Source organism: Leucobacter allii, assembly GCF_022919155.1.
GTDB classification, from domain to species: Bacteria; Actinomycetota; Actinomycetes; order Actinomycetales; family Microbacteriaceae; genus Leucobacter; species Leucobacter allii.
In genome coordinates, this window is sequence record NZ_CP095045.1 from 2,287,841 (window position 1) to 2,310,476 (window position 22,636).

Sequence of the window (22,636 nt, forward strand, 5' to 3'; positions counted from 1 at the left end):
GCGCGCACGCCCGGTCCGGGCCGCCGCGGGGCGGCCGGGGTCACGGGGCGCCCCGTGACGTGCCGGGCCGTCCCTCCGGAGGCATCGGAGCCTCCGGCTCGATGCGGTAGCCGACCCCTGGCACGGTCGCGATGATGCCGGGCGGCCCCAGGCGCTTGCGCAGCGCGGAGACCGTGATGCGCACGGCGTTCGTGAACGGATCGGCGTTCTCGTCCCAGGCGCGCTCGAGCAGGGTCTCCGCGCTTACCACACCGCCCTCGGCCGCGAGCAGCACCTCCAGCACGGCGAACTGCTTCCGGGTGAGCGCGACGTAGCGGCCGTCGCGGGTCACCTCCCGCCGGAAGGCGTCGAGCCGCAGGCCTCCGAGCTCCCGCACCGGCGGCCGATGGTGCGCGCGCCGGCGGTCGAGCGCGCGCAGTCGCAGCACGAGCTCGCGCAGCGCGAACGGCTTCGTCAGATAGTCGTCGGCGCCGAGCTCGAAGCCCGAGGCCTTGTCGTCGAGGCGGTCCGCCGCGGTGAGCATGAGGATCGGCAGCCCGCTCCCCGAGGCGACGATCCGCGCCGCGATCTCGTCCCCCGAGGGGCCGGGGATGTCCCGGTCGAGCACCGCGATGTCGTACTCGGTGATCGCGAGCAGCTCGAGGGCGGTGTCGCCGTCGGGCGCGATGTCGGCGGCGATGGCCTCGAGGCGCAGGCCGTCCCTGATCCCCTCCGCCATCAGCGGCTCGTCCTCGACGATCAGTACGCGCATGCCCCCATGCTACGAGCGCGGGCGTATCGTCGGCGTATCGGAAATCGCATACGCTCCGGCAACACGCCGTCTGGTGGACTCGCCGTCATGACCGTGCAGCTCCCGTCCCCCGCTTCCCCCGCCCGTCCCCGGTCCGCACCGCGGCCCGGCCGCAGGGCGCTCGCCTTCCTCCTCGCCGCCGCACTCGTTGCGGGCGGCGCCGTCCTCACCGCGCGGCTCGTCGCGGCGTGGTGGCGTCCCGCGGCTCCCGCCGGCGAGGCCGACCCCTCGCCCGTCGCCTCTGACCCCCTGGCCGCGCTCCTCGGCGGGGAGCCCGGGGCCGCAGACGGCGTGCTCCCGGAGGGCGCCGGGGTCTGGGACACGGAGCTGCCCGGCGTCTCCGGTCTGGATCCGGCGCTCCTCGCCGCACTGCAGACGGCCGCGGGCGATGCTGCGGGCGACGGCGTCGAGTTCACCGTGAACAGCGGCTGGCGTTCGGCGGCGTACCAGGACCGGATGCAGCGCGAGGCGGTCTCGGAGTACGGCTCCGCGGAGGAGGCGGCGCGGTGGGTCGCCTCAGCGGAGACCTCGGAGCACGTCGCGGGCCGGGCAGTCGACCTCGGCGGTGTCGACGCGACCCTCTGGCTCGAGCAGTACGGCGCCGCCTACGGCCTCTGCCGCAGCTACGACAACGAGCCGTGGCACTTCGAGCTGCAGCCCGACGCCCCGAGCGTCGGCTGCGCGCCGAGCTATCCCGATCCGAGTTTCGACCCGCGGCTCGCGGGCTGATCCCGCGACCCCGCGACCGACGGTCCCGCGGTCCCGCGATCCGCGGTCCGCGGCTCCGCGGCTCCGCGGCTCCGCGGCTCCGCGACCGACGGTCCCGCGTCCGGCGGCGCGCGGGACCGCCTCAGCGGCCGGTCAGCGCGGCGAGCACCTCGGCCGCCGAGCGCTCCTCGGTCAGGGCGTCGACGCCGGTGCCGGCGTCGACGGGCACCACGCGGTAGTCGCCCGCGGCCGCGGCCGCGCGGAACTCCGCTCGCGCCGCCTCGTCCGCTGCGAGCGCGTCCTCGCGTCCGTGCCAGCGGTCGACGAACGGCGTGCGGATGAGGCGCTCGGGGAAGCGCGCCGGCCACGGCCGGCCGAGCGCCACGTCGTAGACCCGCGACACGAGCGTCTCCTCGCCGCGGCTCGCGAACAGCACCTCGCGGGCGGCCGCGGGCGTGAGCGCCTCCGTGCATGCGGCGAACGCCGTGCCGACCCACGCCGCCGCGGCTCCCGCGTCGAGCACGCGTGCGAGGTCCGCCGCTCCCGCCACCGCGCCGGCGGCGAGCACCGGGATCCCGACCGCAGCGCGCACCTCGGCGAGCAGTGCGTCGCGCGGCTCCCGGTGGTCGCCGTGCCCGCCGCCCTCCCGGCCCCGGGCGACGACCGCGTCGACGCCCGCGTCGGCGGCGGCTCGGGCCTCGGCGACCGTGGCCGCCTGGGTCACCGCGAGCGCGCCGATGCCGTGCACCGCAGGGATCCACGCGGCGCCGGGATCCGGGGCGCCCCATTCGCCGAAGCTCACGGACACGAGCGTCGGGCCCGCGGCGAGGGCGCGCTCGAGGAGCGCGGGATCACGGGCGATCCCCCACGCGACGAGCCCGATGCCGAAGGGCGAGGCGGCGGGGTCGGTCCCGGCGTGCGCGAGCGCGGTCTCGCGGGCCGCGAGCTCGCGCTCGAGCGCCGGCACGGAGCCGGCGCTCCCCATGCCGATCGTCCCCAGCCCGCCCGCGAGGGAGACCGCCGCGGCGAGCGCGCCTCCCGCGACGCCGCCCATGGGCGCGCAGACGACCGGCGCCGCGAGCCCGAGCCCCCTCGCCCATGCCGTGGTCGATGCGCCGTCGCCCGCGCTCATGCCGGACCCCCCTCGATCGCCCGCCGGGCGCGCGCCCAGCGGATATCCCGCTCCCCGGTGAGCCGCAGCAGATCCGCGACCTCGCCGCCGTCGCAGCGCAGCAGCTCGACGCTCACCGCGTCCGCTCCGACCTCGGCGATGCGCCACGCGCCCCCGGCGCGCTCCCAGCGCTCGACGGCCTCGGGGGTGTCGACGGCCTCGGGGATTTCAGTGGCCGCATGGACCTCGGGGGCGCGGGGGCGCCGCCGTACCGGATCGGAGCTCATACCCCCACCGTACTCCGGTGCGGGACGGGCGCGGCGCCGGGCGGAGCGACGCAGGCCGGCCTCAGGCGCGGCGGTAGCTCAGGTCCCGGATGCTCCGCCCCTTGTCGATGCCCTTCTGCTCGAAGGCGGTGAGGATGCGGCCCGCGAAGCGCTCGGCCCAGTCGCCGGGGAAGTCCCTGGCGAGGCCGTCGGCGTCGTCGAGCACCTCGCGCATGTGCTCGGCGTAGTCCTCGATGTCGGTGGCGAGCCTGAGCCGGCCGCCGGGGCGGAGCGCGCGATGCGCGATGCGGGCGAAGTCGGGACTGACGAGCCGGCGTTTGCGGTGGCGCGCCTTCGCCCAGGGATCGGGGAAGAACACCCAGATCTCGTCGACGGACCCGGCGGGCAGGTAGTGCTCGAGCAGCTCGGGAGCGTTCACCTCGGCCAGGCGCAGGTTCGACAGATCCGCGAGCTCCGCGCGGATCATGGTGCGCGCGAGGCCCGCGCGGAAGACCTCGACCGCGAGGAAGTCGGTGTCGGGCCGCGTGCTCGCGGCGTGCAGGATCGCGTGCCCCTGCCCCGAGCCGACCTCGACGACGAGCGGAGCCGCGCGCCCGTAGATCGCGGCCGGGTCCCCCGTCGCCCCGGCCGCGACGCTCGTCGCCGCCGGGCCGTGCGGGATGTCGAGCACGTAGCGCTCCCGGTGCGCCTCCCAGGCGCGCTCCTGCGACGGCGTCATGCGCCCGCTGCGCCGCACGAAGGAGACCGGCTTCTCCCGGAAGGTCGTCGGGTCGAAGCTCTTCTGCGGGAGGGGCTGCTGCTCGGTCACCCCCTCACGGTAGTCCGGCCGGAGCGCCGAGGCAAAGCCGCGGGGCCGCCCCGCGGGCCGCGCAGGACTACCATGGAGGCGACGGCTTCTGCGGAGGGACACGACCATGACCAGACGGATTCTGCTGGTGAACGGCCCGAATCTCAATCTGCTCGGCACGCGCGAGCCGGAGATCTACGGCGAGGACACGCTGGCCGACGTGGAGGCGCTCGTCGCGCGCGTGGCCGCGGAGTTCGGGCTCGAGGTGCGCGCGGTGCAGAGCAACCACGAGGGCGCGCTCATCGACGCCATCCACGCCGCGCGGGAGGACTGCGTCGCGGTCGTCATCAACCCGGGCGCCCTCACGCACACCTCGGTGGCGCTCCGCGACGCGCTGACGGGCGTGCGCCTCCCCGTCGCCGAGGTCCACATCTCGAACGTGCACGCGCGCGAGGAGTTCCGCCACCGCTCCTACGTCTCGGGGATCGCGGAGTGCGTCATCGTCGGGGCCGGGGTGCAGGGCTACGATTTCGCGGTGCGTCGGCTCGCCGCCCTCCTCGCCGGCTGAGCCGACGGTTCGGGAGTCCCGGCGACGGCGCCGGCCGGGTTCCGGCCCCTCGTCGCGGGGCGGCTGCGCGGCCGGTCACCGCGAGACGAGGAACCAGTCGAAGAGCTCCGGCTGATGCGCGTGCACGAGCACCGCGAACACGACGGCGTCGAACAGCAGGTGCACGGTCACCACGTAGGCGAGCGAGCGGCTGCGCAGGAAGATGAGCCCCTGCACGAGCGCGAAGGGGATCGTGAGCAGCGGCCCCCAGGCGCGGTAGCCGAGCTCCCACAGGAACGACACGAACACGACGGCCTGCAGCGCGTTCGCCGCCCGGAACGGGAAGTGGCGCAGCAGGAGCACGAACACCGTGCAGATGAAGAAGAGCTCGTCCCAGATCCCGACCGCGCCCACGCCGAGGAAGAGCCGGGCGATGAGTTCGGGGGAATCGACCGCCGGCCAGTTCCGGTAGACCCCCGAGGTGATGAAGTAGGCGGGCAGGATCAGCCAGCCCAGCACGAGCACGGCGGCGAGCCAGCCCCAGTGCATGCGCCCCCACCGGCCGCCGCCGCGCCAGGGGAATCCGATGGCCCGGTCCCGGTAGACGAAGCGGGAGAGGAGGTAGGGCACGAGCACGGCGCCGCCGAGCGCGAGCGCGAACTTCGCCATCGACCAGGTGTCGAGCTTCGCGGCGAGCGGGATCGCCCGGACGACCGCGAGACCGACGACGATGAGCGAGAGATCGCGCAGCAGCGACGGCGTCCGCGCCGCGGCGGGCGCGCCGACCGGATCTCGCGCGGCGTTCGGATCCCGCGCGGCTCCCGGATCCCGCGCGGGGCCCGCAGCGCCTCCGGCCGCCGCGGCGATCGCGAGGCCCGCAGCGCCGAGCACGGCCCCGAGCCAGACGCTGTGCAGCACGAACCACGCCGGCGCCATCGCGCAGACGCACGCCGCGGCGAGGAGCGCGGGGACGGCCGGGCGACGGGGCGCGGAGGCGCCCCGATCGCCGGTCGGTCCCGCCATCAGCCGAAGGGGCCGCGCACGGGGCCGGGGGCGTCGGCGAGGAGCACCAGACGGTCGTCGAGCGGGAACGGCAGGCGGAAGCGCTCCACGACGGCGCCGATGTCGCCGAGATCGTCCTCCGCGACGCCGATGCCGTCGGGCGAGGCCTCCACGATGCGGGCGCGGATCCATTCGCCGTCCTCGCGGCGCAGCGCGTAGATCTCCGCGAGGTATCCGATCCCGAGCTCCTCGAGGAGCTCCTCGGCCGGGAGCCAGTCGATCGGCGCATCGGCGCGCTGCCGCCCGAGCAGATCGATCGGGACGAAGCCCTCCCCCTCCGGAGCGATCCAGCCGACGAGCTCGCCGTCCTCGCGGCGGTGCGGGATCCAATGCTCGGGGAGGCTCATAGGGCGAGCCTAGCAAGCGCCGCCCGGTCGGGACGGCGCGGCGGGCGGGAAGCGATCAGGATTCGAGAAGTCGCACGCGCGGCGCCCCCACTACTCTGGCTCCATGACCACCACGCACATCGCCGATACCCACGATCGCATCCGGGTGCAGGGCGCCCGCGAGCACAACCTGAAGGACGTCAGCGTCGACCTCCCCAAGCGCCGGCTCACCGCCGTCACCGGCGTCTCCGGCTCGGGGAAGAGCTCGCTCGTCTTCGGCACCATCGCGGCCGAGTCCCAGCGCCTCATCAACGAGACCTACAGCGCCTTCGTGCAGGGCTTCATGCCCTCCCAGAGCCGCCCCGACGTCGACGTGCTCGAGGGGCTCACGACCGCCATCATCGTCGACCAGGAGCGCATGGGCGCCAACCCCCGCTCGACGGTCGGCACCGCGACCGACGTGAACGCGATGCTCCGGATCGTGTTCTCCCGCCTCGGCTCGCCCCGCATCGGCTCACCCCAGGCCTTCTCCTTCAACGTCGCCTCGATCAGCGGCGCGGGCGCGGTGACGCTCGAGAAGGGCGGCAAGCAGGTGAAGGAGCGCCGCAGCTTCGAGATCCTCGGCGGCATGTGCCCGACGTGCGAGGGCCGGGGCACCGTCAGCGATTTCGCCCTCGACGAGCTCTACGACGCGGACAAGTCCCTGAGCGAGGGCGCGCTGCGGGTCCCGGGCTTCAGCATGGACGGCTGGTACGGGCGCGTCTTCGCCGCCCTGCTGCCGATGGACACCCCGATCCGCGACTTCACCGCGGAGCAGCTGCACGACCTGCTCCACAAGGAGCCGGTGAAGGTGAAGGCCGACGGCGTCAACGTGACCTACGAAGGGCTGATCCCCCGCATCCAGAAGTCGATGCTCTCCAAGGACCGCGAGGCGATGCAGCCCCACATCCGCGCCTTCGTCGACCGCGCCATCGTGTTCCGCGCCTGCCCGGACTGCGACGGTACGCGCCTGAACCCGACGGCGCGCTCCTCGAAGATCGACGGCCGCTCGATCGCGGACGTGTGCGCGATGCAGATCACCGACCTCGCCGAGTGGGTGCGCGGCATCGAGGATCCCGGCATCGCCCCGCTCGTCGCGAAGCTCGTCGACACGCTCGACTCCTTCGTGCAGATCGGCCTCGGCTACCTCTCGCTCGACCGCCCCACCGGCACGCTCTCGGGCGGCGAGTCGCAGCGCACCAAGATGATCCGCCACCTCGGCTCACCCATCACGGACGCCACCTACGTCTTCGACGAGCCCTCGATCGGCCTCCACCCGCACGACATCCAGCGCATGAACCAGCTGCTGCTGAAGCTGCGGGACAAGGGCAACACCGTGCTCGTCGTCGAGCACAAGCCCGAGATGATCGCGATCGCGGACCACGTCGTCGATCTGGGGCCCGGTGCCGGCACGGCGGGCGGCGAGATCTGCTTCGAGGGCACGGTCGAGGGACTGCGCGCCTCGGGCACGCTCACGGGCCGGCACCTCGACGACCGCGCCCGGGTGAAGGAGACGGTGCGGACCGCGCGGGGCGCGCTCGAGGTGCGCGGCGCCGACCGCCACAACCTGCGGGACATCGACGTGGACGTGCCCCTCGGCGTGCTGTGCGCGGTGACCGGCGTCGCCGGCTCGGGCAAGAGCACGCTCATCGGCGGCTACGTCTCGGGCCGCCCCGACGTCGTCGCCGTCGACCAGGGGGCGATCAAGGGCTCGCGCCGTTCGAACCCCGCCACCTACACGGGACTCCTCGATCCGGTGCGCACCGCCTTCGCGAAGGCGAACGGCGTGAAGCCCGCGCTCTTCAGCGCCAACTCCGAGGGCGCGTGCCCGGAGTGCAAGGGCGCCGGCGTCATCTACACGGACCTCGGCATGATGGCCACGATGGAGAGCGTCTGCGAGGTGTGCGAGGGCAAGCGCTTCGACTCCGCGGTGCTCGAGTACACCTTCGGGGGCAGGAGCATCGCCGAGGTGCTCGACCTGCCGATGACCGAGGCCCTCGAGTTCTTCTCCGCTGCCGAGACGAAGGTCCCGAAGGCGGCGAGGATCCTCGGCCGCCTCGTGGACGTGGGCATCGGCTACCTCACCCTCGGCCAGCCGCTCTCCACGCTCTCCGGCGGCGAGCGCCAGCGGCTGAAGCTCGCGATCCACATGCTCGAGGACGCTGACGTCTACGTGCTCGACGAACCCACGACGGGGCTGCACCTCGCCGATGTCGAGCAGCTGCTCGGCCTCCTCGACCGGCTCGTCGACGCCGGCAAGAGCGTCATCGTGATCGAGCACCACCAGGCCGTCATGGCGCACGCCGACTGGATCATCGACCTCGGCCCCGGCGCGGGCCAGCAGGGCGGCCAGATCGTCTTCGAGGGGACCCCGGCGGAGCTCGTCGCCGCACGGTCGACGCTCACGGGCGAGCACCTCGCCGCCTACGTCGCCGCGTGAGCCGTGGGCCGGGCCCGGGCGCGCGGCACCCGGCGAGCCCGCCGCCCCGGCGGAGACGTCAGCCCGCGGGAGGCGCCGGGCGGGCTTCCGACGGCGCGCTCGGCAGTTCGCCGAGTGCGCGGATGAGCCGGTAGAGGTCGCCGACCGCGCGCCGCCGCGGCGTCAGCACGAGCCGCGGCAGCTCGAGGCGGTCGCGGTCGTCCCGCTCCTCGGGGAGCGCCTCCGCCGCCTCGATCCGGCCGCTCGCGCAGATCCCGGAGAAGCGCTCGTTGAGCTCCGCGAGCTCCCCGTCGCCGGGCGCGCGCCGCAGGCGGAGCACGAGCCGCTCCCCCACCCAGCGCAGCGAGTCGTAGTTCCGCCAGAAGCCCGAGATCTCGGCGACCGCGGCCGGCACCGAGTCCGTGACGAGCACGCGGTCGAGGTCGTTCACGGCGATCAGCCCGGAGCCCGCGAGCTCCTCGGTGACGAAGCGGGCGAAGCCGCGCCAGAAGGTGCCGCCCGGTCGATCCAGCAGCACGATCGGGGCCGGGTCCATCTTGCCCGTCTGCTGCAGGGTCAGCAGCTCGAAGGTCTCGTCCATCGTGCCGAAGCCGCCGGGCAGGCAGATGAAGCCGCTCGACTCCTTCACGAGCATGAGCTTCCGGGTGAAGAAGTACTTCATGGCGACGCGGTGCGCGTCGCCCGAGCCCACGGCGTGGGGCGACTCCTCGAAGGGCAGCCGGATCGAGACGCCGAGCGAGCGCTCGGGGCCGGCTCCGGTGGCCGCCGCCTCCATGATGCCGGGGCCGGCGCCCGTGACGACCATCCAGCCGAGCTCGGCGAGCCCGGCCGCCGCTTCCTCGGCGCCGCGCCAGAGCGGGTCGTGGCTCTGCGTCCGGGCCGAGCCGAACACGGTGACCTTGGGGGTCCCGCGGAACGGGGCGAAGAGCCGGAACGCCGCGCGCATCTCCTCCACCGCGGCGGCGGTGATCTTGAGGTCGAGCCGCGTGGGCCGGTCCTGCCCGAGCCCGAGCCCCGCGGCGAGCACGCGGCGCACGAGAGCGCGCTGCCCGTCGATGCCCGCCTCGTCGATGAGCGCGTCGAGGAGCCGATCGACGTCGTCGCGGCGCGCGTCGGGCGCGGCGGTGGCCGCGGGAGGCTTCGGCTGCTGATCCACGGCTCCAGTCTACGAGGCGCCGGGCCCGCCGCTGCCGGGCGGCGCGCGGCGACGGACCGCCCGACCGTCCCCGCTATGCTGGCCGCATGCCCGCTCGGCACACCCGGCTCGCGCCGCGCTCGACCCACGGAGAGCTCGCGGCGGCGCTCGCCGCGCTCCGCGAGGAGTTCGAGGTCCCCGCGGAGTTCCCGGCGGCGGCCCGGGCCGAGGCCGCCGCGTCGGCGCCGGAGCCCGCGCCGCTCGCGGACCTGCGGGAGATCCCCTTCGCGACGCTCGACCCGCTCGGCGCGAAGGACCTCGACCAGGCGTTCCATCTCGAGGCGCGCGGCTCGGGCTGGCGGGTGCGCTACGCCATCGCGGATCTGCCCGCTTTCGTGCGACCCGGCGCGGCCCTCGACGCGGAGGCGCGGCGCCGCGGCCAGACGCTGTACCTGCCCGACGGCTCGGTGCCGCTCCACCCGCGCGAGCTCAGCGAGGGACGCGCGTCCCTCCTGCCCGGAGAGGAGCGCCCGGCCTTCGTCTGGACGATCGACCTCGACGCGGCGGGGGCCGAGGTCGCGGCCCGCGTCGAGCGCGCCCGGGTGCGCTCGCGGGCGCGGCTCGACTACGCCGCAGCGCAGCGCGCGATCGACGCCGGCGCCGCGGCGGGGCCGCTCGCGCTGCTCCCGGAGCTCGGCGCGCTCCGGATCGCGCAGGAGCGCTCGCGCGGCGGCGCCAGCCTGAACCTTCCCGAGGAGGAGATCGTCAGGGACGGCTCGGGGTATCGCATCGAGCGCCGCTTCCCCCTGCCCGTCGAGGAGTGGAACGCGCAGTTGTCGCTGCTGGCGGGGATGGCCGCGGGCGGGATCATGCTCGCGGGCGGGATCGGGATCCTGCGCACCATGCCCGAGCCGGACGCCGCGGCGCTCGCGGAGTTCCGCGCGCGGGTCTCCGCGCTCGGCCGTCCCTGGCCGGCGGGGCTCGGCTACGGCGACTACCTGCGCGGGCTCGCACCGGGGACGCCCGCCACGGCCGCGGTGCTGCAGGCCGCCGCGGCCCTCTTCCGCGGCGCCGACTACGCGGCCTTCGACGAGACCGGCGGCGAGCCCCGGCTCGCCCGGCCCGCAGATCCGCGCCAGGCGGCCATCGCCGCTCCCTACGCGCACGTCACCGCGCCGCTGCGCCGCCTCGTGGACCGCTGGGGCCTCGTCGTCTGCGCGGCGCTCTGCGCCGGTCGCGAGGTGCCCGAGTGGGCTCGGGAGAGCCTGCCCGAGGTGCCCGGGCTCATGCGCGCCTCGAATCAGCGGGCGGGGCGGATCTCCTCGGCCGCGCTCGACCGCGTGGAGGCGGCGCTCGTGCGGGATCGCGTGGGCGAGGCCTTCGACGCCGTCGTGATCGAGGTGCGCGGCGACCGCGCCCGCGTGCAGCTCGCGGAGCCCGCCGTCACGGCGTTCTGCCCGGCGGACGGTCTCGCCGCGGGCACGCCCGCACGGGTGCGCGTCACCTCGGCGGACGTGCCGAGCGGCGCGATCGGGCTCGCGCTCCTCGGGCGGTCTCCCGCGGGGGGAAGCGCCGCCGGGAGGAGCGCCGCCGGGAGGGCCGCCGCGCCCGAGGGCGAGACGTCGTCGCGGTGAGCGAGCGGTCATGCGGGCTCCTCAGCGCTCGAGCCACGCGGCGAGCTGCGCGAGCGAAGAGGCGAGCCCGACGGCGTGCTCCGCGGCCGTCACCCCCGGCGGCACGTCCTCGGCCCGGATCTCGACCCGGCTGCCCGCCGCGGTCGGGACGACGCTCCACGTCATCCGCATCGTCCCCTGGAATGCCGGGTCATCGGAGTCGAAGTCGACCTTGAGCACGACCCGCTCCCCCGGCACGAGCTCGGCGAACCTCGCCTCCATCACGTCGCTGCCGTCGCCGTGCTTGCCCGGGGATGCTGCGGGGTCGGCGTAGTGCAGCACCATCCGATAGGAGCCGCCCGGCCTCGCATCGAATCGGCTGAACTCGCCGCGCATGCCCTCGGGCGGCAGCCACGCGCGCAGGGCCTCGGGGGCGATGAAGGCATCGTAGACCCGTTCGGGCGACGCGGGGATCTCTCGGACGGCGGTGTCGATGCGCGGCATGCCGGCACCCTAGCACGGCGCGATCCACGGCCCCGGCGCACCCGCGGCCCCGGGGCCGGCCGCACCGGCCGGACCCATTCGGCGCGATCCGGCTAGGCCGTGACGATCTCAGGCGCTCCGGTGCCCGCGGCGGCGGGCATCTCGGCGGCGAGGCGATTGGCCTCGGCGATGAGCGTGGCGACGATCTCCGACTCCGGCACCGTCTTGATGACCTCGCCCTTCACGAAGATCTGCCCCTTGCCATTGCCCGAGGCGACACCGAGGTCGGCCTCGCGGGCCTCGCCCGGACCGTTCACGACGCACCCCATCACGGCCACGCGCAGCGGCACGCTCATGCCCTCGAGCCCCTTCGTCACCTCGTCGGCGAGGGTGTAGACGTCGACCTGGGCCCGCCCGCATGAGGGGCAGGAGACGATCTCGAGCTTGCGCTCGCGGAGGTTCAGGGACTGCAGGATCTGCAGTCCCACCTTCACCTCCTCCACGGGCGGGGCGGAGAGGGAGACGCGGATCGTGTCGCCGATGCCCTCGGACAGCAGGATCCCGAACGCGGTCGCGCTCTTGATGGTGCCCTGGAACGCCGGTCCCGCCTCGGTGACGCCGAGGTGCAGCGGCCAGTCGCCGCGGGCGGCGAGCTGCCGGTAGGCCTGGACCATCACGATCGGGTCGTTGTGCTTCACGGAGATCTTGAAGTCGTGGAAGTCGTGCTCCTCGAAGAGCGAGGCCTCCCAGACCGCGCTCTCGACGAGCGCCTCCGGCGTCGCCTTGCCGTACTTCTCGAGGAGGCGGCGATCGAGCGATCCGGCGTTGACCCCGATCCGGAGCGAGACGCCCGCGGCCTTCGCCCGCCGGGCGATCTCGCCGACCTGGTCGTCGAACTTGCGGATGTTGCCCGGGTTCACCCGCACGGCCGCGCAGCCCGCGTCGATCGCGGCGTAGACGTAGGCCGGCTGGAAGTGGATGTCGGCGATCACGGGGATCTGGCTCTTCTTCGCGATGATCGGCAGCGCCTCGGCGTCGTCGCGCGACGGGCAGGCGACGCGCACGATGTCGCAGCCGGCGGCCGTGAGCTCCGCGATCTGCTGCAGCGTCGCGTTGATGTCCGTCGTCGGCGTCGTCGTCATTGACTGCACGGACACCGGCGCGTCGCCGCCGACCCGCACGGAGCCGACGGAGATCTCGCGCGCACGGCGCCGCGGTGCGAGCACGGCGCGGGCGCTCGGCATACCCAGATTGACTGCTGCCACCCCTCGAGTGTACTCGCCGGGGCTGGGGATACCCGCCCGGGCCGTCGCGCTATCCGAAGAGCGAGACCGGCTTCACGATGTCGGCGTAGACGAGCAGCACCGTCATCGCCCCGAGCACGAGGGAGACCGCGAGCGTGACCGGCACCATCTTGGCGGTGTCGACGGGACCGGGATCCCGCTTGCCGCGCAACCGGGCGATGCCGCGCTTGAGCCCCTCGTAGAGCGCGCCGACGACGTGGCCGCCGTCGAGCGGCATGAGCGGGACCAGGTTGAAGACGAACAGCGCGACGTTGAGCGAGCCGAGCAGGCCGAACATGGTCTGCGCCTTCGCGGCGACGGGAGCGTCGAGGCTCGCGACCTCGCCGGCGAGCCTGCCGACGCCGACGACGCTGATCGGGCCGTTCGGATCGCGCTCCTCGGCGCCGAAGGCGGCGTTCCAGATGTCCACCATGCGCTGCGGCAGCCCCACGATGACGCCGGCGACGTTCGAGATGTTCTCGCCGACGTACGCGGGGACGGCAGAGATCGGCTGCGGCACCGTCTCGGTCGCCGGGGTGGCCCCCACCATGCCGACGGTCTCGGTGAGGGGCTCGCCGTCGGCGCCGGTCACGATCTCGCCGTCGGCGTCCGTCACCAGGCGCTCGTTGGCCACCGGGGTGAGCTCGACGCTGCGCTCGGCGCCGTCGCGCTCGATCACGACGTCGAGCGCCCGGCCGGGCGACTGCGCCACCGCGGCGCGGAAGGCGTCCCAGTCGGCGATCGCGTCGCCGTCGACGGCGACGATGCGGTCCCCGGGCAGGAGTCCCGCCGCCGCCGCGGGTGCCGCCGGCGCGTCGGCTCCGCAGTCCGTCGCACTGCTGGAGGCCGGCCGCAGGCACTCGCTGAGCTGCCCGAGCGTCGTGCTGTTCTGGGGCAGGCCGAAGCCGACGAGCACGATCGTGAAGAACACGCCGGCGAGCAGCAGGTTCATGAACGGACCGCCGAGCATGACGACGATCTTCTTCCACACCGGCAGCCGGTAGAAGGTGCGGGCGTCGTCGTCTCCGATGGTCTCGGCGCTCGCGAGCCGCGCATCGTCCACGATGCCGGCGAGGCCGCGGGGCGCCTCGCCGTCGGCGGGACGGGGCGCGGGCCCGTCGCCGATCCGCTCGATCTCCTCGTCGAGCCGTCCGCCCGCGGCGCCGCGCGCCGCCGACTTCACGGCCGTCGTGCCCTCGTCGAGCACCGAGTTGAAGAAGCCCGTCGTCGACGCCCTGGCGGCCTCGCCGGGCTTCTGCGGCGGGTACATGCCGATCATGGCGACGTAGCCGCCGAGCGGGATGAGCTTGACGCCGTACTCGGTCTCGCCCGTCCTGCGCGACCAGATCGTCTTGCCGAAACCGACCATGTACTGCGTGACCTTCACCCCGAAGAGCTTCGCGGGCACGAGGTGCCCGATCTCGTGCAGCCCGATGGAGACGGCGAGCCCGACCACGACGATCAGGATCCCCAGGATGTAGAGCAGCACCTCAGTCACCCGGTCAGCGTATCCGCCCCCGCTGTGGGGTTTCGGGGAGGCGTCTCGGCATCAGCCGCGCGCCGCGATGCTCCGCTGCGCCCGCTCCCTGGCCCAGCGCTCGGCCTCGGCGAGGGCGGGGAGGTCCAGCTGCTCGGGTGCGCTGTGCGCCTCGAGCACCTCGCGGATCGTGTCGACGATGTCGAGGAATCCGATGCGCCCGTCGTGGAAGGCCGTGACGGCCTCCTCGTTCGCGGCGTTGTAGACCGCCGGGTAGCTGCGGCGCGCTCGGCCGACCTCCTTGGCGAGCTCCACCGCGGGGAAGGCCTCGGCGTCGAGCGGCGCGAACTCCCAGGAGGAGGCCCGCCGCCAGTCGAGGGGGGCGCCGACGCCCGCGAGCCGCGCCGGCCAGTGCAGGCCGAGGGCGATCGGCAGGCGCATGTCGGGCGGCGAGGCCTGGGCGATCGTGGAGCCGTCGACGAACTCCACCATCGAGTGCACGATCGACTGCGGGTGCACCACCACCTCGATGTCGCCGTAGGAGACGCCGAAGAGGAGGTGCGCCTCGATCACCTCGAGCCCCTTGTTGACGAGGGTGGCGGAGTTCGTGGTCACCATGCGGCCCATGTCCCACGTGGGGTGGGCGAGCGTCTCGGCCGGCGTGACGTCGCGCATCTGCGCGCGGGAGCGCCCGCGGAAGGGCCCCCCGGAGGCGGTGAGCACGAGGCGGCGGACCTCGTCTCCCCGTCCGGCGCGCAGCGCCTGCGCGATGGCCGAGTGCTCCGAGTCGACCGGAACGATCTGGCCGGGGGCGGCGAGCCCGGTGACGAGGTCGCCGCCGACGATGAGCGACTCCTTGTTGGCGAGCGCGAGCGTGCGCCCAGCCTCGAGCGCCGCGATCGTCGCCCCGAGCCCGATCGATCCCGTGATGCCGTTGAGCACCACGTCCGCCGGCACCTCGCGGATGAGCCGCACCGCGTCGTCGATGCCGAGCGCGGTGTGCTCGACGGAGAACTCCTCCGCCTGCGCCCGCACGCGCTCGGCCTGCGCGCCGGCGACGAGGCCGACCACCTGGAACTGCGACGGGTGCTTCCGGATGACGTCGAGCGCCTGCTCGCCGATCGAACCGGTGGAGCCGAGGATGACGACGCGCTTCATGCCCCCAGCCTACTTCGGGTCGCGAAGCCGAGGACGCGCCGCGGCCCCGCCGTCCCTCCCGGGCGGCGGGGCCGCGGCGCGTCCGACGGACTCCTCGGCGGCGTTACTCGGCGGCGTCGGCGTGGACCGTGCCGAGGATGTCGAGGACGAAGACCATGACGTCGTCGGCCTCGTACCCCATGGACTGGAGCTGATCGGCGCCGTAGCCGCCGTCCTCCGCCGGGACGACCGAGATCACCTGCGAGCCGACCTTCTGGCCGACGAGTGCCTCGGAGAAGCCGCCGATCACCTGGGTCGTGAGGAAGTCGGTGGGCTCGCCGCGGCTCCAGCTCGAGTCGAACTCCTCCCCGGTGCGCCAGATGACGCCGCGGTAGTTCACGTAGACGCGGTCGCCCTCCGCGACGGTCTCGCCGTCGCCCGCGATGAGCGTGGCGACCTGCAGTTCGCCGGGCGCCTCGACGCCCTCGGGGATCGTGATGGTGGGCTCGCCGTTCTCGGCGAGCTTCACGCTCGGGAGGCCCTCGGGGGCGTCCTGCGCCGTGCCCTCGGCCTTCGAGAGCAGCTCGTCGCCCTGCAGCGTGCCGGGCTCCCCGCTCGTGGGCGCCTCGTCCGAGATCTCGGTGGTCTCCATGACGACGACGACGGAGTCGTCCTCCGTGATGCCCTCGACGCCGGTCTCCTCGGGCGTCGCCTCGCCGAACACGTCGGCGTACGGCGCCACGATCGCGATCTGCTCGCCGGCGACGGCGCAGCGGAGTCCCTCGTAGGCCCAGGCGTTGAGGGAGGACTCGGTGAAGGGCACGGAGCTCGCGGGCACCTGCTGGATCTCGGAGCCGTCGGCGCCGTTGAACATGGTCATCGCGACCATGACGTTCTGGCCGTCCTCGGGGACCGCTCCCTCGCCCGCCTGCAGGACGGTGCGCTGGATCTCGTCCGCCGCGTACGGGGCCTCGGAGGTGAGCTCGAGGTCCGTGCCCACCTCGCCGGAGACGGCCACGGCGTCGCTCGCGGCGCCTCCCGTGAGGCATTCGGCCCCTGCGGCGTCCTTCGTGGGCGCGCCCCCCGTCGAGCAGCCGGTGAGGAGCAGAGCGCCCACGGCGACGGTGGGGATGAGGGCACGGGTGAGTTTCACGGGGGTCAGGATCCTTCAGCTCGGAATGGGCCGCGCAGGCATGTACTGCGTCCGAGTATTTCGCATCCGGCTGCCCGTCTCCTGGGAGCGGCGGGGCCGCGCGGTGCCGCACGCGTCGAACGCGCGCACGCGCCGCTCGGCGCGCGGTCCGCTCAGCGCGCGCGGTCCGCGAGTGCAGCGGCGTACAGCTCGCGCGCGGCGATGCCCGTCGCCGCGGCGACCGCACGGCTCGCGTCCTTCAGCCGCTCGCCCGCGGCGACGCGCTGCTGCACCTCGGCGAGCGCGGCCGCCGGGGAGACGATGCGCTCCGGGGCCCCGCCGACGACCACGACGATCTCCCCGCGCACGCCCGCGCGCGCCCACGCCGCGAGCTCCGCGAGGGCGCCGCGACGCACCTCCTCGTGGAGCTTCGTGAGCTCCCGGCAGACGGCGGCGGGGCGCTCCTCCCCGAAGGCGGAGGCGAGGTCGTCGAGGCTGTCGGCGAGGCGGGTCGGCGCCTCGAAGAACACGAGGGTGCGGCGTTCGGCGGCGAGGGCGGCGAGAGCCCGCCCCCGCTCCCCCGCCTTGCGCGGCAGGAATCCCTCGAAGGCGAAGCGGTCGGTGGGGAGCCCGGCGACCGCGAGCGCGGTGATGACCGCGCTCGGGCCGGGGATCGCGCTCACCGCGACGCCGCGCTCGGCGGCGAGCTGCACGACGCGGAATCCCGGATCGGAGACGGTCGGCATGCCCGCGTCGCTCACGAGCACGATGTCCTGCTCGCGCGCGCGCTCGACGAGGGCCTCCGCCCGCTCGTGCTCGTTGTGATCGTGCAGGGCGACGAGTTCCGGCCGGTGCTCGATCCCGAGCAGGCGCAGCAGCTGCGCCGTGTGCCTGGTGTCCTCGGCCGCCACGACCGCGGCCGAGGCGAGCGTCTCGCGGAGTCGGGCGGAGGCGTCGCCGAGGTTGCCGATGGGCGTCGCCGCGAGCAGGATCATGCTCCCATCGTAGGGGCGCGCCCCGCGCGGAGATGTCAGAATGAGGGCATGAGCGATCCGCAGACGCCAGACGCCCCGCAGCCCGGACCCGCGCAGCCGAGCCCGCCGCAGCCCGGCCCGCCGCCCCATCCCTATGCCGCGGGCGCGACGCGACGCGCAGGGCGGGGGCTCGCCATCGCCGCGATGGCGCTCGGGCTGCTCGCGGTGCTCACGGTGCTCGTGAGCGCGTTCTACGGCTTCGCCGTGACCCTGCCCCTCGGCGTGCTGCTCGGCCTGGCGGCCCTCGTGCTCGGCATCGTCGCCCTCGTGAAGCGCCAGCCGAAGGGGCCGGGCATCGTCGGCGTCGCGGGCGGCGCCGTCTCCCTCATCGCGGCCCTCGTCGCCGGCGCCTTCGTGCTCGGCTCGCTCGCCACCGGTGCGCTCGCGCGCGAGGGCGAGGCCGCCGCACCGTCGGCGCCGACGCCCTCCGCTCCCTCGTCCCCCGAGCCGGGCGCCGAGGCCGCCCCCGGCGCATCCGAGACCGTGCTGACCACGGGCGGCGTCGTCTTCGCCGCGGGCGGCCGCGAGGGGATCACGGTGCTCCCGACGGAGCGCGCCGCGTCGGGGGTATCGCCCCAGGAGATCGCCCCGCCCGCGCGGGCGGACGGCACGCCCCCGGCGGCGATCCGGCTGTATCTCGACTACCGCTGCCCCTACTGCGCGATGTTCGAGGAGGCGAACGAGGATCGTCTCGAGTCGCTCGTCGAGTCCGGCGACGCCGTCGTCGAGCTGGTGCCCCTCACCTTCCTCGACCGGGTCTCGGCCGGCAGCCGCTACTCCTCGCGCGCGGCGGCCGCGATGACCTGCGTGGCCGCGCACCAGCCCGACGCCGCCTGGGACGCCCACCAGGCGCTCATCGACACCGACTTCCAGCCCCCGGAGGGCACGACCGGCCACGACGACGGCGCGATCGTCGCGGAGCTCGCGGACGAGGCCGACGGCCTCGCCGACGAGACCCGTGCCTGCATCGCGGACGGCGCGCTCGTCGACCGCGCCCAGGAGCTGAGCGACTGGGTGTTCGCGAACGCGGTCCCCGGCGCCGCGGATCCGGCGACCGCGGTCACGGGGACGCCGTTCGTGCTCGTGAACGGCGTCGCATACGCGGGAGCGCCCGACAGCGCGGCCGAGTTCGACGCGTTCCTCGCGGAGCAGGGCGTCGGGCGCGCCGCGTCGGGATCCGGCGCCTCAGCCTCCTGAGCGGTCGCCGCGCGGACGGCCGGATCCGATCCGGCAGCCGGGCCGCGTGCTAGACTCGGTCGGCTATGCCCTCGACGCCTGCATCCCCCGCTCCGGCCGCCCGCGCGGGCGGGCTGATCTCCCGCACCGGCCTCGCCTACTACCCCGTCGCCCTCGTGGCGCGGCTGCCGTTCGCGATGATGGTGATCGGCGTGCTCACCCTCGTCGTCACCGCCCGCGAGTCGGTCGAACTGGGCGGGCTCACCTCCGCGATGGTCGGGCTCGGCGTCGCCTGCGTCGGGCCGCTCATCGGCGCCGCCGCCGACCGCTTCGGCCAGCGCCCGACGCTCCTCATCGCGGGAGCCGCCAACAGCGTGCTCCTGGGTCTTCTCGCCTGGCTCGCATTCGGCGACGCGCCGATCTGGCTCGTCTTCGCCGCTGCGTTCCTCTCCGGAGCCACAGTGCCGCAGATCTCGCCCATGTCGCGCTCGCGCCTGGTCACCATCATCCAGGGCGAGCTGCCCCTCGCCCGCCGCTCGCGGACGATGTCGACCGCCCTCGCCTACGAGTCGGCGGCCGACGAGGTCATCTTCGTCTTCGGTCCCGTCATCGTCGGCGTCCTCGCCACCGCCTGGGGGGCCTGGGCGCCGGTGGCGGGCGCGGCCGTGCTCACCGTGCTGTTCGTCACGGCGTTCGCACTGCACCGCACGAGCGCGCCGGCGAAATCGAGCGAGGAGCGCGCGGCCACGCTCGCCCCGGCCGCCGAGCTCGGACGCCCGGCGCTGCTCGTGACCGTGCTCGGCATCCTCTCCGTCGGCCTGTTCTTCGGCTCGATGCTCACGGCGCTGACGGCGTTCATGCAGGATCGCGGAGCCGCGGAGCAGGCGGGCATCGTCTACGGCGTCATGGGCGTCGGTTCCGCGATCTTCGCCATCGGTGTCGCGATCCTGCCGCCGCGCTTCACCCTCCGCGCCCGCTGGCCGGTGTTCGCGCTCCTCATCGTCTCGGGCGCGGTCCTGCTCCAGACGGCGGATGATCTGCCGCGCATGCTCCTGAGCCTCGCGCTCATGGGGATCGGGATCGGCCCGCTGCTCGTCACCCTGTACAGTTTCGGCGCCCATCGCAGCCCGGAGGGCCGCTCGGCGACCGTGATGTCCATGCTCGGTTCGGCGCTCATGGTCGGCCAGTCCGCCGCGGCCGCGATCACGGGGGCCGTCGCCGAACAGGCGGGCACCCGGGCCGCCCTCCTGCTGCCGCTCGGCGCCGCGCTGCTCGCCCTGCTCTCGGGCATCGCGAACGTCGCGCTCACCCCCGCCGCCGAGCGACTCGCCCTCCGGACGGGGCCGATCCCGCTCGATTGAGATCCATCCCGCGCGACCGGCGCGGTGCTGCGGCCGCCCGGTGCCGTGCTGCGGCCGCGCGTCCCCGGAATACCGATGCGGACCCGGGCGTTGCACGGGACGTCCCGCCGCCGCGACGCGGCGAGCGCCGCGTCCCGCCGATCCGGTGCCGCTCACGAGCCGGAGGTGGAAGAATGGAGATCATGCCTGCTGACGCGTTCACCCCGGCCGAGCTCGCCGCGCTCCGCCGCGAGTTCCCCTATTTCGCCGCGCACGACGCCGCCGCGCGCGACACCGGCGCGGCGCAGTCCGCCTACCTCGACGCCGCCGCGACCTCCCAGCGCCCCGCCCGCGTGCTCGACGCCGAGCGGTCGTTCCTCGAGACCGCGAACGCCGCCGTGCATCGGGGCACGAGCGGAGCCGTCGGGGCGGCGACGGAGGCCTTCGAGGGCGCCCGCGCCGCGGTCGCGCGCTTCGTCGGCGCCGGGGCGCCCGAGCAGATCGTCTGGGCGGAGAACGCGACGGATGCGCTGAACCTCGTGGCGCTCGGCATGGCCGAGGCGAACGCCGCGCTCGGGGACGGCGCGCGCGCCGCGCAGCTCGGCGTCCCCGGCAGCGAGCGCTTCGCCCTGGGGCCGGGCGATGAGATCCTCGTGACCGAGGCGGAGCATCACGCGAACCTCATCCCCTGGCAGCGGCTCGCCGCGAGGACCGGCGCCGAGTTCAGGTACGTTCCCGTGCGCGAGGACGGCACCTGGACGCTCGACGACGCGCGCGAGGCCCTCTCCGGGCGCACCCGTGTCTTCGCGTTCGCGCACGTCTCGAACGTCACCGGAGCCGTGTCGCCCGTCGCGGAGCTCGCGGAGCTCGCGCGCTCCGTGGGAGCCGTCACCGTGCTCGACGCCTGCCAGTCCGTGCCGCACATCCCGGTCGATCTCGGCGCGCTCGGCGTCGACTTCGCCGCGTTCTCGGCGCACAAGGCGCTCGGCCCGAACGGGCTCGGCGTGCTCTACGGGCGGTCCGAGATACTCGCGGCCCTCCCCCCGGCGCGCACGGGCGGCTCCGCGATCACGCGGGTGACGATGGAGCGCGCCGAGTTCATGCCGCCCCCGCTGCGCTTCGAGCCGGGCACGCAGCCGGTGTCGCAGGCCGTGGGGCTCGGCGCCGCGATCGCGTTCCTCGAGGAGGTGGGGATGTCGCGCGCCGCCGCGCACGAGCACGCGCTCATCGAGCGGCTCGTCGAGGGGATCGCCGCCATGCCGGGCGTGCGCCTGCTGGGACCGGCGGATCCCGCACGGCGCGTCGCGCTCGCCGCCGTCGCGGTCGAGGGACTGCACGCCCACGACGTCGGGCAGTTCCTCGACGAGCAGGGCGTGCTCGTGCGCGTCGGCCACCACTGCGCGCAGCCGCTCCACCGAGCGCTCGGCATGGCCTCCTCGACGCGCGCCAGCGTCCATCTGACCACCACCGAGGACGAGGTCGATCGCTTCCTCGACGCGCTCCGCGGCGCTCAGCGGTACTTCGGAGTGGAGGCCGCATGAGCGCGCTCGACGGGCTGTACCAGGAACTCATCCTCGACCACTCGAAGCGGCCGGTGGGCAAGGGCCCGCTCGACGCCCCCGCGGGGGACGTCACGGCCTCGCACCACGAGTTCAACCCGAGCTGCGGCGATGAGATCGACCTCTCCATCGCGGTGGATCCCGCGACGGGCGCGATCGACGCGCTCGCCTGGGAGGGGCAGGGCTGCTCCATCTCCATGGCCTCGGCGTCGATCCTGTCCCAGCTCGTGCGGGACGAGCGCCTCACCGTCGACGACGCCCGTGCGCGCATCGGGGCGTTCCGCGAGATGATCCAGTCCCGCGGCGACGGCGAGCCGGACGAGGAGCTCCTGGGCGACGCGATCGCCCTGCAGGGCGTCTCGAAGTTCGTGATGCGCGTGAAGTGCGCCATGCTCGGCTGGGTGGCCCTCGAGGCGGACCTCGCCCAGGTCGAGGTCGCGCGGGCGTAGCGCCCCGGGAGGACAGGAGCAGCGATGTCGGAGCCGATCCATCCGGGCAGCACGGCGGCCGAGGTCTCCGCCGCCCTCGCCGCGCTCGAGGACCCGAGGGCACGGGCCGTGAACGAGCGGCACGGCGACGATCACGGCGTGAATCTCACGAAGCTGCGCGCCGTCGCGAAGGCGTTGAGGTCGAACCAGGATCTCGCCCTCGAGCTCTGGGCCGAGGGTGGGACCCCGGAGCGGCTCGTCGCGATCCTGATCGCGAGACCGCGCGCCTTCTCGGAGTCCGAGCTCGATGCGATGCTCCGCGCGGCCCGCGTCCCCAAGGTGCAGGACTGGCTCGTCGGGTACGTGGTGAAGAAGAGCCCGCACGCGGAGGAGCTGCGGCTGCGCTGGATCGACGACCCGGACCCCGTCGTCGCGAGCGCCGGCTGGGCGCTGACGAGCGAGCGCGTGGCGAAGCGGCCGGACGGGCTCGACGTCCCCGTGCTGCTCGACGCGATCGAGGCCGAGATGCGGGAGGCGCCCGAGCGGCTCCAGTGGGCCATGAACTGGTGCCTCACGATGATCGGGGTGCACCTCCCCGAGGAGCGCGAACGCGCGGTCGCGATCGGCGGGCGGCTCGGCGTGCTCGAGGACTACCCGACCTCCGCGGGCTGCACCTCGCCCTACGCCCCCGTCGCGATCGCCGAGCTCGTCGCGCGGCAGGCCTGACGCGACCCTCGCGCGG

22 protein-coding genes are annotated in these 22,636 nt (G+C 74.4%); 9 read left to right on the forward strand and 13 right to left on the reverse strand.

The window, feature by feature from the left end; all coding sequences use genetic code 11:
• Window positions 1-40 precede the first annotated feature (40 nt).
• Window positions 41-751, reverse strand: a complete 711-nt coding sequence (locus tag MUN78_RS10650) for a response regulator transcription factor (RefSeq protein WP_244689743.1) — start codon at window positions 749-751, stop codon at window positions 41-43.
• An 87-nt stretch (window positions 752-838) separates the two neighbouring features.
• On the opposite strand from MUN78_RS10650, the gene MUN78_RS10655 reads away from it, so the two are divergent.
• Window positions 839-1,519, forward strand: a complete 681-nt coding sequence (locus MUN78_RS10655) for a M15 family metallopeptidase (RefSeq protein ID WP_244726343.1) — start codon at window positions 839-841, stop codon at window positions 1,517-1,519.
• A 121-nt stretch (window positions 1,520-1,640) separates the two neighbouring features.
• On the opposite strand, the gene MUN78_RS10660 is transcribed toward MUN78_RS10655, so the two are convergent.
• The 3 genes from MUN78_RS10660 to trmB all read right to left on the reverse strand — a co-directional run bounded on the left by MUN78_RS10660 (window position 1,641) and on the right by trmB (window position 3,704).
• The gene (locus tag MUN78_RS10660; RefSeq protein WP_244726345.1) at window positions 1,641-2,630 is read right to left on the reverse strand and encodes a nitronate monooxygenase; all 990 of its coding nucleotides are present in this window, start codon (window positions 2,628-2,630) and stop codon (window positions 1,641-1,643) included.
• The gene (locus MUN78_RS10665) at window positions 2,627-2,896 is read right to left on the reverse strand and encodes a hypothetical protein (RefSeq protein ID WP_244726346.1); all 270 of its coding nucleotides are present in this window, start codon (window positions 2,894-2,896) and stop codon (window positions 2,627-2,629) included. The genes MUN78_RS10660 and MUN78_RS10665 overlap by 4 nt, the downstream gene beginning before the upstream one ends.
• Window positions 2,897-2,957: 61 nt before the next feature.
• Window positions 2,958-3,704, reverse strand: a complete 747-nt coding sequence (gene trmB / locus MUN78_RS10670) for a tRNA (guanosine(46)-N7)-methyltransferase TrmB (RefSeq protein WP_244726348.1) — start codon at window positions 3,702-3,704, stop codon at window positions 2,958-2,960.
• A gap of 106 nt (window positions 3,705-3,810) precedes the next feature.
• Here trmB and aroQ point away from each other — a divergent pair, with 106 nt between their 5' ends.
• On the forward strand, window positions 3,811-4,251 hold the full coding sequence (gene aroQ, locus MUN78_RS10675) for a type II 3-dehydroquinate dehydratase (RefSeq protein ID WP_244726350.1): 441 nt from the start codon (window positions 3,811-3,813) through the stop codon (window positions 4,249-4,251).
• Window positions 4,252-4,326: 75 nt separating this feature from the next.
• Here the strand turns inward: aroQ and MUN78_RS10680 are convergent, their stop codons facing one another.
• Complete coding sequence (locus tag MUN78_RS10680; RefSeq protein WP_244726352.1) at window positions 4,327-5,253, reverse strand: CPBP family intramembrane glutamic endopeptidase; 927 nt, start codon at window positions 5,251-5,253, stop codon at window positions 4,327-4,329.
• Window positions 5,253-5,639, reverse strand: a complete 387-nt coding sequence (locus tag MUN78_RS10685) for a hypothetical protein (protein ID WP_244689752.1) — start codon at window positions 5,637-5,639, stop codon at window positions 5,253-5,255. The genes MUN78_RS10680 and MUN78_RS10685 overlap by 1 nt, the downstream gene beginning before the upstream one ends.
• A 103-nt stretch (window positions 5,640-5,742) precedes the next feature.
• On the opposite strand from MUN78_RS10685, the gene MUN78_RS10690 reads away from it, so the two are divergent.
• Window positions 5,743-8,097 carry an ATP-binding cassette domain-containing protein gene (locus MUN78_RS10690; RefSeq protein ID WP_244726354.1) on the forward strand — a complete coding sequence of 785 codons (2,355 nt, stop codon included), beginning with the start codon at window positions 5,743-5,745 and terminating at the stop codon, window positions 8,095-8,097.
• Window positions 8,098-8,155: 58 nt separating this feature from the next.
• On the opposite strand, the gene MUN78_RS10695 is transcribed toward MUN78_RS10690, so the two are convergent.
• Entirely contained in the window at window positions 8,156-9,253 is a 1,098-nt protein-coding gene (locus MUN78_RS10695) for an LOG family protein (RefSeq protein WP_429952175.1), read from the reverse strand.
• Between the two features lie 86 nt (window positions 9,254-9,339).
• On the opposite strand from MUN78_RS10695, the gene MUN78_RS10700 reads away from it, so the two are divergent.
• On the forward strand, window positions 9,340-10,866 hold the full coding sequence (locus MUN78_RS10700; protein ID WP_244726355.1) for an RNB domain-containing ribonuclease: 1,527 nt from the start codon (window positions 9,340-9,342) through the stop codon (window positions 10,864-10,866).
• 21 nt (window positions 10,867-10,887) lie between these two features.
• On the opposite strand, the gene MUN78_RS10705 is transcribed toward MUN78_RS10700, so the two are convergent.
• The 6 genes from MUN78_RS10705 to rsmI all read right to left on the reverse strand — a co-directional run bounded on the left by MUN78_RS10705 (window position 10,888) and on the right by rsmI (window position 17,352).
• On the reverse strand, window positions 10,888-11,349 hold the full coding sequence (locus MUN78_RS10705; protein ID WP_244726357.1) for an SRPBCC domain-containing protein: 462 nt from the start codon (window positions 11,347-11,349) through the stop codon (window positions 10,888-10,890).
• Between the two features lie 92 nt (window positions 11,350-11,441).
• Window positions 11,442-12,572, reverse strand: coding sequence for a flavodoxin-dependent (E)-4-hydroxy-3-methylbut-2-enyl-diphosphate synthase (gene ispG / locus MUN78_RS10710; RefSeq protein WP_244694039.1), 1,131 nt, complete (start codon window positions 12,570-12,572; stop codon window positions 11,442-11,444).
• 70 nt (window positions 12,573-12,642) lie between these two features.
• Window positions 12,643-14,109, reverse strand: coding sequence for a M50 family metallopeptidase (locus MUN78_RS10715; protein ID WP_244726359.1), 1,467 nt, complete (start codon window positions 14,107-14,109; stop codon window positions 12,643-12,645).
• Window positions 14,110-14,160: 51 nt separating this feature from the next.
• The gene (locus MUN78_RS10720; RefSeq protein ID WP_244689759.1) at window positions 14,161-15,246 is read right to left on the reverse strand and encodes a 1-deoxy-D-xylulose-5-phosphate reductoisomerase; all 1,086 of its coding nucleotides are present in this window, start codon (window positions 15,244-15,246) and stop codon (window positions 14,161-14,163) included.
• Window positions 15,247-15,349: 103 nt separating this feature from the next.
• Entirely contained in the window at window positions 15,350-16,378 is a 1,029-nt protein-coding gene (locus MUN78_RS10725) for an FKBP-type peptidyl-prolyl cis-trans isomerase (protein WP_244726361.1), read from the reverse strand.
• A gap of 152 nt (window positions 16,379-16,530) precedes the next feature.
• Window positions 16,531-17,352 carry a 16S rRNA (cytidine(1402)-2'-O)-methyltransferase gene (rsmI, locus tag MUN78_RS10730; protein WP_244726363.1) on the reverse strand — a complete coding sequence of 274 codons (822 nt, stop codon included), beginning with the start codon at window positions 17,350-17,352 and terminating at the stop codon, window positions 16,531-16,533.
• Between the two features lie 48 nt (window positions 17,353-17,400).
• Here rsmI and MUN78_RS10735 point away from each other — a divergent pair, with 48 nt between their 5' ends.
• The 5 genes from MUN78_RS10735 (at window position 17,401) to MUN78_RS10755 (ending at window position 22,620) form a co-directional block, all read left to right on the forward strand.
• Window positions 17,401-18,588: a DsbA family protein gene (locus MUN78_RS10735; protein ID WP_244726365.1), complete on the forward strand. Its 1,188-nt coding sequence runs from the start codon at window positions 17,401-17,403 to the stop codon at window positions 18,586-18,588.
• A gap of 65 nt (window positions 18,589-18,653) precedes the next feature.
• The gene (locus MUN78_RS10740) at window positions 18,654-19,928 is read left to right on the forward strand and encodes an MFS transporter (protein ID WP_244726367.1); all 1,275 of its coding nucleotides are present in this window, start codon (window positions 18,654-18,656) and stop codon (window positions 19,926-19,928) included.
• A 173-nt stretch (window positions 19,929-20,101) separates the two neighbouring features.
• The gene (locus MUN78_RS10745) at window positions 20,102-21,448 is read left to right on the forward strand and encodes an aminotransferase class V-fold PLP-dependent enzyme (RefSeq protein WP_244726369.1); all 1,347 of its coding nucleotides are present in this window, start codon (window positions 20,102-20,104) and stop codon (window positions 21,446-21,448) included.
• Window positions 21,445-21,915: a Fe-S cluster assembly sulfur transfer protein SufU gene (sufU, locus tag MUN78_RS10750; protein ID WP_244689771.1), complete on the forward strand. Its 471-nt coding sequence runs from the start codon at window positions 21,445-21,447 to the stop codon at window positions 21,913-21,915. The genes MUN78_RS10745 and sufU overlap by 4 nt, the downstream gene beginning before the upstream one ends.
• Before the next feature lie 24 nt (window positions 21,916-21,939).
• Window positions 21,940-22,620: a DNA alkylation repair protein gene (locus tag MUN78_RS10755; RefSeq protein WP_244726371.1), complete on the forward strand. Its 681-nt coding sequence runs from the start codon at window positions 21,940-21,942 to the stop codon at window positions 22,618-22,620.
• Window positions 22,621-22,636 lie beyond the last annotated feature (16 nt).

What these genes read in the sequence shown, in the direction of transcription:
- MUN78_RS10650 (WP_244689743.1), bottom strand. Translation starts at nt 751, where the DNA reads ATGCGCGTACTGATCGTCGAGGACGAGCCGCTGATGGCGGAGGGGATC.
- MUN78_RS10655 (WP_244726343.1), top strand. Translation starts at nt 839, where the DNA reads ATGACCGTGCAGCTCCCGTCCCCCGCTTCCCCCGCCCGTCCCCGGTCC.
- MUN78_RS10660 (WP_244726345.1), bottom strand. Translation starts at nt 2,630, where the DNA reads ATGAGCGCGGGCGACGGCGCATCGACCACGGCATGGGCGAGGGGGCTC.
- MUN78_RS10665 (WP_244726346.1), bottom strand. Translation starts at nt 2,896, where the DNA reads ATGAGCTCCGATCCGGTACGGCGGCGCCCCCGCGCCCCCGAGGTCCAT.
- aroQ (WP_244726350.1), top strand. Translation starts at nt 3,811, where the DNA reads ATGACCAGACGGATTCTGCTGGTGAACGGCCCGAATCTCAATCTGCTC.
- MUN78_RS10680 (WP_244726352.1), bottom strand. Translation starts at nt 5,253, where the DNA reads ATGGCGGGACCGACCGGCGATCGGGGCGCCTCCGCGCCCCGTCGCCCG.
- MUN78_RS10685 (WP_244689752.1), bottom strand. Translation starts at nt 5,639, where the DNA reads ATGAGCCTCCCCGAGCATTGGATCCCGCACCGCCGCGAGGACGGCGAG.
- MUN78_RS10690 (WP_244726354.1), top strand. Translation starts at nt 5,743, where the DNA reads ATGACCACCACGCACATCGCCGATACCCACGATCGCATCCGGGTGCAG.
- MUN78_RS10700 (WP_244726355.1), top strand. Translation starts at nt 9,340, where the DNA reads ATGCCCGCTCGGCACACCCGGCTCGCGCCGCGCTCGACCCACGGAGAG.
- MUN78_RS10705 (WP_244726357.1), bottom strand. Translation starts at nt 11,349, where the DNA reads ATGCCGCGCATCGACACCGCCGTCCGAGAGATCCCCGCGTCGCCCGAA.
- ispG (WP_244694039.1), bottom strand. Translation starts at nt 12,572, where the DNA reads ATGCCGAGCGCCCGCGCCGTGCTCGCACCGCGGCGCCGTGCGCGCGAG.
- MUN78_RS10720 (WP_244689759.1), bottom strand. Translation starts at nt 15,246, where the DNA reads ATGAAGCGCGTCGTCATCCTCGGCTCCACCGGTTCGATCGGCGAGCAG.
- rsmI (WP_244726363.1), bottom strand. Translation starts at nt 17,352, where the DNA reads ATGATCCTGCTCGCGGCGACGCCCATCGGCAACCTCGGCGACGCCTCC.
- MUN78_RS10735 (WP_244726365.1), top strand. Translation starts at nt 17,401, where the DNA reads ATGAGCGATCCGCAGACGCCAGACGCCCCGCAGCCCGGACCCGCGCAG.
- MUN78_RS10740 (WP_244726367.1), top strand. Translation starts at nt 18,654, where the DNA reads ATGCCCTCGACGCCTGCATCCCCCGCTCCGGCCGCCCGCGCGGGCGGG.
- MUN78_RS10745 (WP_244726369.1), top strand. Translation starts at nt 20,102, where the DNA reads ATGGAGATCATGCCTGCTGACGCGTTCACCCCGGCCGAGCTCGCCGCG.
- sufU (WP_244689771.1), top strand. Translation starts at nt 21,445, where the DNA reads ATGAGCGCGCTCGACGGGCTGTACCAGGAACTCATCCTCGACCACTCG.
- MUN78_RS10755 (WP_244726371.1), top strand. Translation starts at nt 21,940, where the DNA reads ATGTCGGAGCCGATCCATCCGGGCAGCACGGCGGCCGAGGTCTCCGCC.